This is a genomic window from Proteus sp. G2300 (genome assembly GCF_009915965.1).
GTDB classification, from domain to species: Bacteria; Pseudomonadota; Gammaproteobacteria; order Enterobacterales; family Enterobacteriaceae; genus Proteus; species Proteus vulgaris.
On sequence record NZ_JAABNK010000023.1, the window covers coordinates 452,797 to 465,831 of the forward strand.

General features: G+C 37.7%; 10 protein-coding genes and 1 pseudogene. 6 read left to right on the forward strand and 5 right to left on the reverse strand.

Going from position 1 to position 13,035, the window contains the following annotated elements:
* Window positions 1–13 precede the first annotated feature (13 nt).
* The 5 genes and pseudogenes from GWI97_RS13620 (at window position 14) to GWI97_RS13640 (ending at window position 2,231) form a co-directional block, all read left to right on the forward strand.
* On the forward strand, window positions 14–682 hold the full coding sequence (locus GWI97_RS13620) for a hypothetical protein (protein WP_161752047.1): 669 nt from the start codon (window positions 14–16) through the stop codon (window positions 680–682).
* Between the two features lie 50 nt (window positions 683–732).
* Window positions 733–1,206 carry a class I SAM-dependent methyltransferase gene (locus GWI97_RS13625; protein ID WP_161752048.1) on the forward strand — a complete coding sequence of 158 codons (474 nt, stop codon included), beginning with the start codon at window positions 733–735 and terminating at the stop codon, window positions 1,204–1,206.
* Window positions 1,203–1,843, forward strand: a pseudogene (locus GWI97_RS13630) (MT-A70 family methyltransferase). Before GWI97_RS13625 ends, GWI97_RS13630 begins: the two are co-directional and overlap by 4 nt.
* Before the next feature lie 2 nt (window positions 1,844–1,845).
* Window positions 1,846–2,043, forward strand: a complete 198-nt coding sequence (locus GWI97_RS13635; protein WP_161752049.1) for a hypothetical protein — start codon at window positions 1,846–1,848, stop codon at window positions 2,041–2,043.
* Window positions 2,043–2,231, forward strand: coding sequence for a hypothetical protein (locus GWI97_RS13640; RefSeq protein WP_072064174.1), 189 nt, complete (start codon window positions 2,043–2,045; stop codon window positions 2,229–2,231). The genes GWI97_RS13635 and GWI97_RS13640 overlap by 1 nt, the downstream gene beginning before the upstream one ends.
* Window positions 2,232–2,238: 7 nt before the next feature.
* On the opposite strand, the gene GWI97_RS13645 is transcribed toward GWI97_RS13640, so the two are convergent.
* The 3 genes from GWI97_RS13645 to guaB form a co-directional block, all read right to left on the reverse strand.
* The gene (locus GWI97_RS13645; RefSeq protein ID WP_161752050.1) at window positions 2,239–3,435 is read right to left on the reverse strand and encodes a tyrosine-type recombinase/integrase; all 1,197 of its coding nucleotides are present in this window, start codon (window positions 3,433–3,435) and stop codon (window positions 2,239–2,241) included.
* Between the two features lie 219 nt (window positions 3,436–3,654).
* Window positions 3,655–5,232, reverse strand: coding sequence for a glutamine-hydrolyzing GMP synthase (gene guaA, locus GWI97_RS13650; protein WP_036936123.1), 1,578 nt, complete (start codon window positions 5,230–5,232; stop codon window positions 3,655–3,657).
* An 83-nt stretch (window positions 5,233–5,315) separates the two neighbouring features.
* Window positions 5,316–6,782, reverse strand: a complete 1,467-nt coding sequence (gene guaB / locus GWI97_RS13655) for an IMP dehydrogenase (RefSeq protein WP_036936121.1) — start codon at window positions 6,780–6,782, stop codon at window positions 5,316–5,318.
* Between the two features lie 169 nt (window positions 6,783–6,951).
* Between guaB and xseA the strand changes: the two genes are divergently transcribed.
* The gene (gene xseA / locus GWI97_RS13660; RefSeq protein ID WP_103004676.1) at window positions 6,952–8,334 is read left to right on the forward strand and encodes an exodeoxyribonuclease VII large subunit; all 1,383 of its coding nucleotides are present in this window, start codon (window positions 6,952–6,954) and stop codon (window positions 8,332–8,334) included.
* 105 nt (window positions 8,335–8,439) lie between these two features.
* Here the strand turns inward: xseA and GWI97_RS13665 are convergent, their stop codons facing one another.
* Both GWI97_RS13665 and GWI97_RS13670 read right to left on the reverse strand, forming a co-directional pair.
* Window positions 8,440–10,683 carry a TonB-dependent receptor gene (locus tag GWI97_RS13665; RefSeq protein WP_087802210.1) on the reverse strand — a complete coding sequence of 748 codons (2,244 nt, stop codon included), beginning with the start codon at window positions 10,681–10,683 and terminating at the stop codon, window positions 8,440–8,442.
* 166 nt (window positions 10,684–10,849) lie between these two features.
* The gene (locus GWI97_RS13670) at window positions 10,850–13,018 is read right to left on the reverse strand and encodes a S9 family peptidase (protein ID WP_087802209.1); all 2,169 of its coding nucleotides are present in this window, start codon (window positions 13,016–13,018) and stop codon (window positions 10,850–10,852) included.
* Window positions 13,019–13,035 lie beyond the last annotated feature (17 nt).

The window sequence follows — 13,035 nt, forward strand, 5'->3', positions numbered from 1 at the left end:
TTAAGGAGGAGTTATGAGTAAAAAATGGCTAACGTTCCTTGTTGTTGCGGTAATTGTTTTGATGGTGGTAACTTTCGCTATATTCTTTTATTGGAATATTGACGACAATAACAAATGGAGTACGTTTTTCAGTTTTATGTCTACATTTGGTATAGTTGCCACCATTACTGTTTATTCTTTACAAAAAAAACATGTAGAAAACTCAGAAAAGAAAAGGCAAAAAGAAATATCTATTAGTTATCTAAATATATTTACTGCATATGCTGACGAGCTAAAAACAATAGTAATTCAATTGGTTAAACTACGTAACTTATTAGACAAAAACAACAATTCATTTGTAGAATATATTGGTGGTCATGATATACATGCATTTATTTTAAAAGATGAAGATGGGAAAGAATTAGGTAATGCTCGAATGTTTAAATTTGATAGCTCATCCTTGTCTTCTATACACTCAAACTCCGCATCAGTTAATATAAATATTTCAGAAAATTATCTATTTCTATACAAACACAGTATTCAAATAACTACATGCATTGAAAATTTAATTTTAATATTAAAATCTCCATGTAAAAACGGGATAAATATACTCGAATATTTAAATTCTTTAAGTATAGATGAGTCTATATGTAAAATTGATTTATGTGTAAAAGATTTCAAAGATTACTGTAAAAGTTTATAGCATCACCCTGCACTAGCAGGGTTTTTTATACCTAAAATCCAGAGGATACAATGAAGCCAATACTTGATATGTGTTGTGGCTCTCGCATGTTTTATTTTGATAAACAAGATGACCGTGTTTTATTTAATGATATTAGAGCCGAAGAACATATTTTATGTGACGGGAGAATTTTAAATATAACACCAGATATTATTTCTGATTTTAAAAACCTTCCATTACCAGATAATTCATTTTATCAAGTGCTGTTTGACCCTCCTCATTTAATTAGAGTTGGCAAAAATAGCTGGATGTTTAAAAAATACGGTTCGTTAAATAAAGACTCATGGAAAGAAGATTTATCAAAAGGGTTTAGTGAAGCATTTCGTGTGTTAAAGCCAAATGGAACCTTATTGTTTAAGTGGAATGAAACTCAAATACCAGTTAAACAAATATTAGCTTTAACTAATGAAAAACCAACTACTGTTCAGCGTGTAGGGAAAAACGATAAAACACACTGGATAGCATTTTATAAAGGGAACGAATGAAAAAATACGACCTTATCTATTGTGATCCTCCTTGGGATTACAAAAATAAAGTTTCAAACGGTGCTGCTAAAAATCATTATCCAACAACTTCTCTCTTCAATTTAACCCATATCCCTATTCATTCTATCGCATCTGATAACGCAGTTCTTGCCATGTGTATACAGGTAATTTTGTACTCGAGGCTATTAAATTAGCTGAAGCTTGGGGCTTTAAAGTCCGCACAATGAAAGCTTTTACATGGATTAAGTTTAACCCTTTAGCATGGCAACGAATTGATAAGTCGATTCAAAACAGTGAGTTATTTGATTATCACGACCTGTTTGAACTATTAGATGCTGAAACAAAAATGAATGGAGGTAACTACACCAGAGCCAATAGTGAAGATGTTTTAATCGCTACTCGAGGTAATGGATTACAGCGCATTAGTGCTAGCGTTAAGCAAATCGTATTTAGTTGTTTAGGTGAGCATAGCGAAAAGCCGTGGGAAGTAAAAAACCGTCTTGAAGAGTTGTACGGTGATGTAAATCGCATTGAGCTATTCGCTCGTGACATGTCACAAGGTTGGGATGCATGGGGCAATCAATGTCCTAACAACAGTATCGAACTTATCAACTCTCATTTTATTTGTAAGGAATAAATATGCCTGATATCGCAGATGATGCTAATGACTTAACGGCTCTACAAATCAACACCGCATTAGCAAACAGAGAACCACCAGCAAAAAGCTTAACGGGATTTTGTATCTGGTGTCGTGAAGAGCCTGTAACAGAAAACAGCGTTTATTGCTCTAAAGAGTGTGGTGATGATCACGCTCAGTTCAAAAGGAAAAACGGCTAATGATTATTTTACTCACATTATTAGCGGTGTACTTATGGCTTGCTGGGTATCTGTTTTCAGAGTCTAAACACGAAAGCGACAATATAAAAAATATTGTCGCCAGACTGTTTTACTCCACAATCTGGCCTGTTGTTGGTGTGCTTTATCTATCGTCACTACTTGCTTATAAAACACTTGGCGAAGAATGACCGAGCGTTAATCTTTCTCTTTTATCCATTCATCCACCATATCAGCCCACTCTTGTAACATCTTCCTGCGCTGTTCAGCATATTCAGCTTTGTTGTAAACGGCTCTAACGCCATTTTGAACGTGTGCTAAACATTTCTCTATCCAATCTGAGTTATAACCTGCTTCGTGCAATAGCGTGCTTGCCGTGCGTCGTAAATCGTGAACAGTAACCGGTTCGAACTCAATACCTTTTTCATTGATACGTTTTACGGTGCCATCAATCACGTTATTCAATGCAGCATTAGAAAGAGGCTTTTTAATATCATATCGACCAGGCATTAAGTAATTGCTTCCCATGGCGCAAACTTTCATACCAGTTAGGATATCCATTGCCTGGTCAGAGAGATAAATAACATGCTCTTTTCTCCCCTTCATTCGCCCTTTAGGGATCACCCATTGCCTATTTTTAAAATCTATTTCATCCCATGTGGCGTGAATAAACTCAGACTTTCTGACTAATGTCAGCAAGACAAATTTAACGGCCAATTTTAAGGTTGGATAACAACTATAGTTTTCTAGTTCACGAAATAAGATACCGATTTCTTTCGGTGATATTGCCCTTTCTCGTGCCTGAAAAGTCCCTATCGAAGATGCCTTTATTGCATCTGCTGGGTTACTAATTTCATAACCTCTATCTATGGCATAAGTAAAAACAGAGCCAACTATCTCACGCACTTGTAATGCAGTCGCTTTTGCGCCCCTATCTTTTATCTTTTCACACAATGCTCTCAGCCGTGGTGTGGTGATCTCTTCTAGTTGAAGCTTACCGAATACGGGATAGATTTCTTTTTCAATAATCGCTTCTTTCATGGCCCTTGTAGAGTCGGCATATTGGGTATCATTAAGATATCTGACGGTATACTCACGAAACACCGTCTTGTTCTTTTTCGACTCCACACCGTCACGTTTTCTCGAAGCCGGTGATATACCTGCATTTAAGAGCTTTTTAGCTTCAATTAGCATTTCTCTCGCTTTAGCCAAAGAAACACCGTCAGGACCATAACTACCAAAGTATATCGTCTCTCTTCTCCCATTAAATCGATAGTCATATCGAAACGATAAAGTCCCGCCAGTATTGACTGCCACGTATAAACCATCTCTGTCAGACACTTTATAAAGTTTCTCTTGTGGCTTTAAGCTTTTTAGTTTTGTATCGGTCAGCATGCTTCCACCTTTCGGCAAAACACCGTCAAAAAATAGGTTTTATTGCGACGGTGTTTGGTTGAAATTATTTTTATTTATAAATGACACCGCCACATATACCGTCATTTTTTTCGGTTCTTGTCAACCATTACCAACCATAGAAAACAAAAAAGCCACCAGTAACTTACTGATGGCTCTTGGTTTTTTAACCTTTATCAACTATTGCTGATAAACGGTATTTTATTCCCACTCAATCGTTGCTGGTGGTTTACCACTGATATCATACACAACACGGGAAATTCCGCCTACTTCATTGATAATACGGTTAGAAACACGTCCTAAGAAGTCATACGGTAAATGTGCCCAATGTGCCGTCATAAAGTCTACCGTCTCAACTGCGCGTAATGAAACGACCCAATCATATTTACGGCCATCACCCATTACACCGACTGAACGTACAGGTAAGAACACAGTAAACGCCTGACTGACCTTGTTATATAAATCAGCTTTATGCAGTTCTTCAATAAAAATAGCATCCGCTCGACGTAATAAATCACAGTACTCTTTTTTGATCTCACCTAATACACGAACCCCTAAACCTGGGCCTGGGAATGGATGACGATAAAGCATATCGTAAGGTAAACCTAACTCTAGGCCAATTTTACGAACTTCATCTTTAAATAGCTCTTTTAATGGCTCAACTAAACCCAATTTCATGTCATCAGGTAAGCCACCCACGTTATGATGTGATTTAATCACGTGTGCTTTACCCGTTGCAGATGCCGCGGATTCAATGACATCTGGGTAAATAGTACCTTGCGCTAACCATTTAACTTGTGGCTGTTTAACCGCTTCTTCATCGAAAATCTCAATAAAAGAATGACCAATTATTTTGCGTTTTTTCTCTGGATCACTTTCACCTTTCAGTGCAGCCAAGAAGCGATCTTCAGCTTCAACATGGATAATGTTAAGGTCAAACTTACCTTTAAACATTTCCATCACTTGTTCTGCTTCATTTAGACGCAGCAAACCATTATCAACAAATACGCAAGTTAAACGCTTGCCAATTGCTCGATTTAAGAGTAACGCGGTAACAGATGAATCAACACCACCTGATAACGCTAAAATAACGTGATCATCACCAATTTGCTCTTTCAAACGAGCAACGGTGTCTTCAATGATTGCAGCCGAAGTCCATAATGCATCACAACCACAGATATCTAAAACAAAACGTTTTAAAATAGCTAAGCCTTGGTGAGTATGTGTCACTTCTGGGTGGAATTGAACACCATAGAAACGTTTTTCTTCATTGGCCATAATTGCAAACGGGCAGGTTTCAGTGCTTGCGACTGTGACGAAATCTGAAGGGATAGCAGTTACTTTGTCGCCGTGGCTCATCCATACATCTAATAATGGTTTGCCATCTTCACTTACTGAGTCTTGAATATCGCGGAATAATGCACAGGTTTCACGGATCTCAACTTGTGAATAACCAAATTCACGCTCACCAGAAACTTCGACATCGCCACCTAATTGCATCGACATCGTTTGCATGCCATAACAAATGCCTAGTACTGGAACGCCTGCATTAAATACGTATTCTGGTGCACGAGGGCTGTCATCTTCTGTCGTACTTTCAGGACCACCAGACAAAATAATACCATTAGGATTAAATTCACGAATTTGCTCTTCGGTTACATCCCATGCCCAGAGTTCACAATAAACACCGATTTCACGAATACGACGAGCAATAAGCTGCGTATACTGTGAACCGAAATCAAGGATAAGAATGCGATGATTATGGATATTTGCTGTCATTTGTGGTGAATTCCAAAACAGATAAAGTCATAAAGTTGAAAGGCTTGCCCCGTATCAGTACAACAAGCCTTTCTCGGAATAAATTACATACCTAAGCGATAATTAGGTGATTCTTTTGTAATAGTAACATCATGAACATGGCTTTCCTGAATGCCCGCACCGCTGATGCGAACAAATTCAGCTTTAGTATTTAATTCTTTAATAGTTGCACAACCTGTTAAACCCATGCACGAACGTAAACCGCCCATTTGTTGGTGAACAATAGTTTTTAATAAACCTTTATAAGCAACACGACCTTCTATACCTTCTGGGACTAATTTGTCTGCTGCATTATCAGTTTGGAAATAACGGTCTGATGAACCTTTAGACATCGCGCCTAATGAACCCATGCCACGGTATGATTTATAAGAACGACCTTGGAATAGTTCGATTTCGCCTGGAGATTCTTCTGTGCCTGCAAACATTGAACCCACCATAACACAAGCCGCACCTGCTGCTAATGCTTTCGCGATATCACCAGAGAAACGAATACCACCATCAGCAATAACAGGAATATTGCGATCTTTCAGTGCTTCAACCGCATCAGCGATAGCCGTAATTTGTGGTACACCAACACCTGTTACGATACGTGTTGTACAAATTGAACCAGGGCCGATACCTACTTTAACTGCGCTAACACCAGCATCTGCCAGTGCTAAAGCACCTTCTGCTGTTGCAACATTACCACCAATAATAGGTAAGTTAGGATATAAAGCACGAGTATCACGAATACGTTGTAATACCCCTTCGGAATGGCCATGTGATGAGTCGATAAGTAAAACGTCAACACCTGCCGCGACTAATGCGGCCACACGCTCTTCATTACCTGCTCCCGCACCAACAGCAGCACCAACGCGTAAACGCCCATGTTCGTCTTTACAAGCATTAGGTTTACGTTCTGCTTTTTTAAAATCTTTTACTGTGATCATACCTTTCAGGTGAAAGTGATTATCAACCACTAACGCTTTTTCTACGCGTTTCTCATGCATTTTTTGCATAACGATATCGCGGGCTTCACCTTCTTGAACGGTTACTAAGCGATCTTTAGGTGTCATTACTGCAGTAACAGGTTGATCTAAATCAGTCACAAAACGAACATCACGACCAGTAATAATACCGACTAATTCGTTATCATTAGTGACAACAGGGTAACCTGCAAAGCCATTGCGTTCTGTCATTGCTTGAACTTCGCGTAAAGAAGTTTCTGGTGTTACGGTGATAGGATCAGTGACCACACCACTTTCATGTTTTTTCACACGACGAACTTCTTCAGCTTGGCGTTCGATTGACATGTTTTTGTGGATAAAGCCAATTCCACCTTCTTGAGCTAATGCGATAGCTAAAGGCGCTTCAGTCACAGTATCCATTGCAGCAGAAAGCATAGGAACATTTAGACGGATAGTTTCAGTCAGTTGAGTTGATAAATCGGCAGTATTAGGAAGAACAGTGGAGTGTGCAGGAACTAACAAAACATCATCAAATGTAAGTGCTTCTTTTTTAATTCGTAACATAGCAATATCTCACCAAGGCGGCTTTTAGGAAATAGAAAATATTGCCGCGGAATTATACACACCGTAATCGGTTGCTTCTAGCTTTTTTTCAAAATTTTTATTGATCCTGCCACGAACTTAGGTAGTATCAATCAATTAAGTCTTTGTTTTAAAATTTGATCTGGCTCACATGACACTACCGATAAACAATAATATTTTTACTGTTAGCCGTCTAAATAAGACCGTTCGCCAGTTATTAGAAATGGAAATGGGTCGCATTTGGATCAGCGCTGAAATTTCCAATTTTACTCAACCCTCTTCTGGACACTGGTATTTTACGTTAAAAGATACTCATGCCCAAATTAGAGCGGCGATGTTTCGTGGTCAAAATAGCAAAGTAAATTTTCGTCCTCAACATGGTCAGCAAGTTTTAGTGCGTGCAACAATTACATTGTATGAACCACGAGGTGATTACCAATTGATTGTTGAAAGTATGCAACCTGCGGGTGACGGACTTTTACAACAACAATTTGAGCTGTTAAAACAGAAACTCAGCGCAGAAGGTTTATTTGATGCCATTCATAAAAAAACTCTGCCATCACCCGCCAAACAAATTGGTATTATCACGTCATCAACAGGTGCAGCACTACACGATATTTTAAATATTCTTCGTCGTCGTGATCCTTCTTTGCCTGTACTTATCTATCCAACCGCGGTGCAAGGTGCTGAAGCTCCTATGCAAATTGTTCATGCTATTGAACTGGCTAACCATCGTAAAGAGTGTGACGTTTTAATTGTCGGTCGTGGCGGTGGCTCATTAGAAGATCTCTGGGCATTTAATGATGAACGTGTTGCTCGTGCTATTTTTGCCAGCGAAATTCCTATTGTGAGTGCAGTTGGCCATGAGACCGACGTTACTATTGCCGATTTTATTGCCGACCTTAGGGCCCCAACGCCTTCTGCAGCTGCTGAGTTAATCAGTCGTAATAAACTTGAACTATTACGCCAATTGCAATCTCAACAACAACGCCTTGAAATGGCAATGGATTACTATTTAGCGAAAAAGCTTCGCGCAATAACACAACTCCATCATCGTTTACAACAACAGCACCCTCATTTGCGCCTTGCTCGTCAGCAAAATGTTTTAGCCTCAACACAACAGCGCTTAATTTCTAGTTTTCAGCGACTATTACAAACTAAGCAACATCAACAGGTACAATTACAAAAACGTCTTAATTACCAAGCACCTAACTCAAAAATTCAAGCATTACTTCGCCAACAACAGCTGTTGATCTACCGTATGCGAGAAAGTATTTCACAACAGCTATCTCGTCAACGTGAACAGTTTGCTATTAGCTGTTCTCGTTTAGAAAGCGTGAGCCCTCTCGCAACACTTTCTCGCGGTTACACTATTAGTGAGACAGCGTCTGGAGAAGTGCTGAAAAACACCAAACAAGTGAAAGTGGGCGATCCATTAAAAACACGTGTTGAAGATGGTTGGATCACCAGTGAAGTAGTGAAAAAACAAAAGATAAGAGCAAAACGCAAAACAACTGCTAAAAATAACGATTAAGTCAAATCAAGTGATTTAAGCTTTATATAAATATAAAAACGGCATCAAAATAATATTGGTGCCGATTTTTTATTATTTATGTTTTAAGATAATCATTACGTTATATTAAAAACGCACTTCCCCTGCAAAAAGATAACTTCTACCGCGAGCTGTTTGTGTATTAGCACTCGAATCTTGCATAATTGGTGATGAATTACTTCTATCAAGTGCATTAGAATAGTTTTTATTCATTAAGTTATGCACTGCAAATTTCAAAGAAATATTCTTATTAATTTTGTAATTACTATAAAGATCAATAACCGTTGGGATATTATCTTGTTGCACCATAGGGACTTTACCCGTATCAAAATCAACACCTTCAGGTGAAGATTTACGTGATTTTCCTGTGATTTGGATCACAGTACCTAGTTCTAATGACTGGTCATCAAAGAAGCGGACACCAGTATCAATAGAGGCATAATATTTAGGTAATTCAGAAGCAGGTGTTTGCCCAAAGTCTGTACTGGCTATCGAAGTTGGTTGAGATGTGCGCTGATCGCTATAAGAAAGGTTTGTGTAAAATACCCCTGCATCATAATTTGCTTGGAGTTCATAACCACGTAAAGTTACAGGTTCAAGGCTATTGGTGTAGAGGAAAATATTGCCATCATATTCAATTCCCGCGTAATCCTCATACGTTAAAGAACCGTCATTTTTACAACGTACACCACCTTTACAAACAAAATAAGAGTCACTAGAGATGTAATCTTTAATTTTTGTGTGATACCACAATCCTTTAAATCGTAAGCTGTCGCCTTCAATAATTAAATCTGGGCGGTAGCTATTGAAACCAATTTGAACGGTATCAGCTTTTTCACTTTTTAAAAATGGATTCATTGAAGCACCACCTTCATTAGCAAAGAAGATCTCTTGTGAAGTAGGTGCTCTCATTGTATGTGCATAGCTGATAAATGGCTGAAATTCAGGAATAATTTCAGCGGAAAGTAACATTCCAGGATCCCAATTTCTATCATGACGATTAACATTCATTTCGCCTTCTGGGAAACAGGCAGCAGTTGGATCACAAGCAGGTTTACGCCCTTTAATATGATAATCCACATAATTTAAATTAAGATCTAACGTATAAATATCGTATTCAAATTTCATTTGTGAGAAGAAACTGGTTAAATCATTTTTTCCTTGAGGTGCAAAGGAGTTATATTCAACCATATTATTTGCTTGCCACGGATCCGTTGAAGGCGCAATAACACTACGTTTGTATTCTGTTGACATTAATTTAGAACCAAGTGTTAATGCCATATCCATTTCACCATAATTAAAACGACTGGTATTTTTAACAACAAGAGAATCAGAGATATTTTTTGCATTTGCATTACGTAAACTCATTAAAGAATCGCCTTCAAATTTTTGAGACGCTTGGCTGTGACTCAAACGAACTTCACTGTCAAAAAGATCATTTAATGGTGTATAGCGATATTTTGCATAATAATCTTTAGCATCAATTTTACGTCGATTAAAATTATTATTATAAAATCGACCACTTAATTCTAATTCATGAGTATCATTTGGTTTAATATTAATTTTTGCTAATTCTGAATGGGGTTTTTGATTAAAATGTTTATTAGTCGCAAATTCTTCACTATTAAAACCGGCACCATTTTTATAAGAAGATTCTATTTTGTGCCCACTTAATGCAATCATTGCACCAGCTGTACCATTATCATTAAATAATGAACGTTGTCCTGCAAAAGCGACCATACCGTTATAACCTAACCCATTAGTACCACCAGCTGCTTTACTTCTTACTCCCCATGAATTTCCTTTAAATAAAATATCTTCGATGCCAATAGTTTTAAAATTAGCGCTACCTGCTAAGGCATTGATACTATTTTCACCATCTTGTTGACCTCGAGAAATATCAACTTGAACAATAAAGTTTGGATCAAGCATACTATTAAATTGATTATATGGCTGGCCACCATGACTAATTTGGCTAGGGGATGTGCTATATGTTGTTTGCGTAACACCATCTACCATCATATTAACACGCCCAAAACCACTAAGTCCGCGAATATTAACACTCACACCAGGTTGGCTTACATCCATTTGAGTATACGTGCCCGGCGTTGCTCGTAATGCTTGTTCAACAGATTCAAGATTATTAATTTCGCCAATAGAACTATAAGCACCCGGTTTTCCCAATGCTTTTTGTTCTGGTGTCTCTTTTTGTGCTGATGAAACTTTTAAGCTACTAAATTGAACCGCTTTATCAGTTTCTGATGCGATGGCAAGATGATTAACACCCGAAAATAAAATAAGAGTGCTAAGTATTTTCCTTGTAAATTTCATAATAAACCTATTCTTTATTTTTATTTAAATAGGCTCACGCTGCTTTATATAAAATAATTAAACTAGAAAATATTATTATTGTTATATTCGTTTTAAATAATAGCGCTGTCTCTCTTAAAGAGAGACAGGCTAATTTTATTAAACTTATTTATTATTACAATTTATTCTATTTTATATTTTGAGCTTTAAAATAGACTTCAGGTTGTTCTAACATCAGAATAAAGGCATATTCTTTTGCAGTATCGCGTAAGCGATTAAAACGTCCTGATTTACCACCATGCCCTGCACTCATATTAGTATCAAGTAATAGTAGGTTATTATCTGTTTTTAATTCACGTAATTTAGCAACCCATTTTGCAGGCTCCCAATATTGCACTTGTGAATCATGTAATCCTGTTGTGACGAGTAAATGAGGATAAGCTTTAGCAACGATATTGTCGTATGGACTATATGATTTTAGGCGGAAATAAACGTCTTTATCCGCAGGATTTCCCCATTCTTCATATTCCCCTGTTGTTAACGGAATTGAAGCATCGAGCATGGTTGTCAAAACATCAACAAATGGAACTTGAGATACCACACCACGGTATAACTCAGGTGCCATATTCACAACGGCGCCCATCAATAATCCACCCGCGCTCCCTCCCATGGCATAAACGTGTTTAGGTGCTCCATAACCTTCGGCAATTAGATATTTAGTGGCATCAATAAAGTCTGTAAAAGTATTAACTTTATGTTCCATTTTTCCTTGGTTATACCAACGCTTACCTAATTCCCCGCCTCCACGCACATGCACAAGTGCATAGACAAACCCTCTGTCTAATAAACTTAAGCGAGGTGAGCTAAATGAAGGATCAATGCTACTCCCATAAGAGCCATAACCATAAATTAAGATAGGATTTTCACCTTTCTTAAATAAGTCTTTGCGATAAACCAATGACACTGGAACTTCAACACCGTCTTGTGCTTTTACCCAGATACGTTCACTTTCATATAAATCACGTTCAAAACCTTTTACTTCTTGCTGTTTAAGCAATTGCTTTTGATGCGTTTGCATATTCCATTGGTAAGTTGAAGAAGGCGTTGTCATGGACGTATAACCAAAACGAAGCTCTTCACTATCTGCTTGAGGATTAAATCCTAACCATGCCATATAAACAGGATCGTCAAACGTGACATTGGTTGATTGACCTGTTTTCCAATCAATTTGACGCAATGACACTAAACCTTGTTTTCTTTCTTCCACAACCAACCAGCGATTAAAGAGATCAAAACCTTCTAAATCGACATCTTTTTGTGGTGCAATGACGGTTTCCCAAGGCTTATCAATTGAGGCCGTTTTATAAAGACCAAATAATTCACTTTCATGATTCGAACGAATATAGAACTCGCCATTAAAATGATCGATATCATATTCACGTCCTTCTTGACGTGCAGAAAAGATAACCATGGGTTTTTCTGGTGCATTAGCGTCAATTAAACGAGATTCTGAGGTGGTTGAACTTTCAATAGAGACCAAAATATAGTCTTCAGATTTACTTTTACCCATCCATGTATAAAAGCGATCGTCATTTTCTTCGAAGATTTTGACATCTTGCTTACGATCAGTGCCATATTGATGGCGATAGATTTGATAAGGTAGTAGCGTTTGCGGATCTTTATCAACATAAAACAGTGTGTTGCTATCATTTGCCCACACTAAGTTTGCTGAAATATTGGTTAACACATTTTCTTCCCATGTGTTATCCGATAAATCTTTATAGGCAACATTGTAGTTTCTGCGCCCTTCTTTATCTTCAGCAATGGCAATGCGTTTGTTATCTGGGCTAATGGTCAAATCACCTAATTGATAGAACTCATGCCCTTTGGCACGTTCGTTTCCATCAACAAGAACTTCCCATTCACCTTCACTATTCACTGGTTTACGCTGATAAATAGGGAAATCTTTACCTTCTTGATAAATTGTACGATAAGTATAGCCATTATAAATATAAGGCACTGACTCATCGTTTTGAGCCATACGGCTAACCATCTCATTGAAGAGTGTTTCTTCAAGAGCTTTACCTTCTTTCATCACTGATTCGGTATAAGCATTTTCAGCATTCAGATAATCAAGCACTTTAGGATCTTTGCGTGAATCATCTCGTAGCCAATAATAATTATCGGTACGTGTATCTCCATGATCTGTCATCACATGAGGTACTTTATTCGCTTTTGGTGGCATCACTAGGGAGTCCTTCTGATTTTGAGCCAATGCAGGTGTTGCTGAAATTAACAATGCCATAATCGCACTCGTTAATTTCAACGTCATCCGTTTTTTTGTTGCGATTAACATAACGTTTTATTTCCTTT

What these genes read in the sequence shown, in the direction of transcription:
- GWI97_RS13620 (WP_161752047.1), top strand. Translation starts at nt 14, where the DNA reads ATGAGTAAAAAATGGCTAACGTTCCTTGTTGTTGCGGTAATTGTTTTG.
- GWI97_RS13625 (WP_161752048.1), top strand. Translation starts at nt 733, where the DNA reads ATGAAGCCAATACTTGATATGTGTTGTGGCTCTCGCATGTTTTATTTT.
- GWI97_RS13635 (WP_161752049.1), top strand. Translation starts at nt 1,846, where the DNA reads ATGCCTGATATCGCAGATGATGCTAATGACTTAACGGCTCTACAAATC.
- GWI97_RS13640 (WP_072064174.1), top strand. Translation starts at nt 2,043, where the DNA reads ATGATTATTTTACTCACATTATTAGCGGTGTACTTATGGCTTGCTGGG.
- GWI97_RS13645 (WP_161752050.1), bottom strand. Translation starts at nt 3,435, where the DNA reads ATGCTGACCGATACAAAACTAAAAAGCTTAAAGCCACAAGAGAAACTT.
- guaA (WP_036936123.1), bottom strand. Translation starts at nt 5,232, where the DNA reads ATGACAGCAAATATCCATAATCATCGCATTCTTATCCTTGATTTCGGT.
- guaB (WP_036936121.1), bottom strand. Translation starts at nt 6,782, where the DNA reads ATGTTACGAATTAAAAAAGAAGCACTTACATTTGATGATGTTTTGTTA.
- xseA (WP_103004676.1), top strand. Translation starts at nt 6,952, where the DNA reads ATGACACTACCGATAAACAATAATATTTTTACTGTTAGCCGTCTAAAT.
- GWI97_RS13665 (WP_087802210.1), bottom strand. Translation starts at nt 10,683, where the DNA reads ATGAAATTTACAAGGAAAATACTTAGCACTCTTATTTTATTTTCGGGT.
- GWI97_RS13670 (WP_087802209.1), bottom strand. Translation starts at nt 13,018, where the DNA reads ATGTTAATCGCAACAAAAAAACGGATGACGTTGAAATTAACGAGTGCG.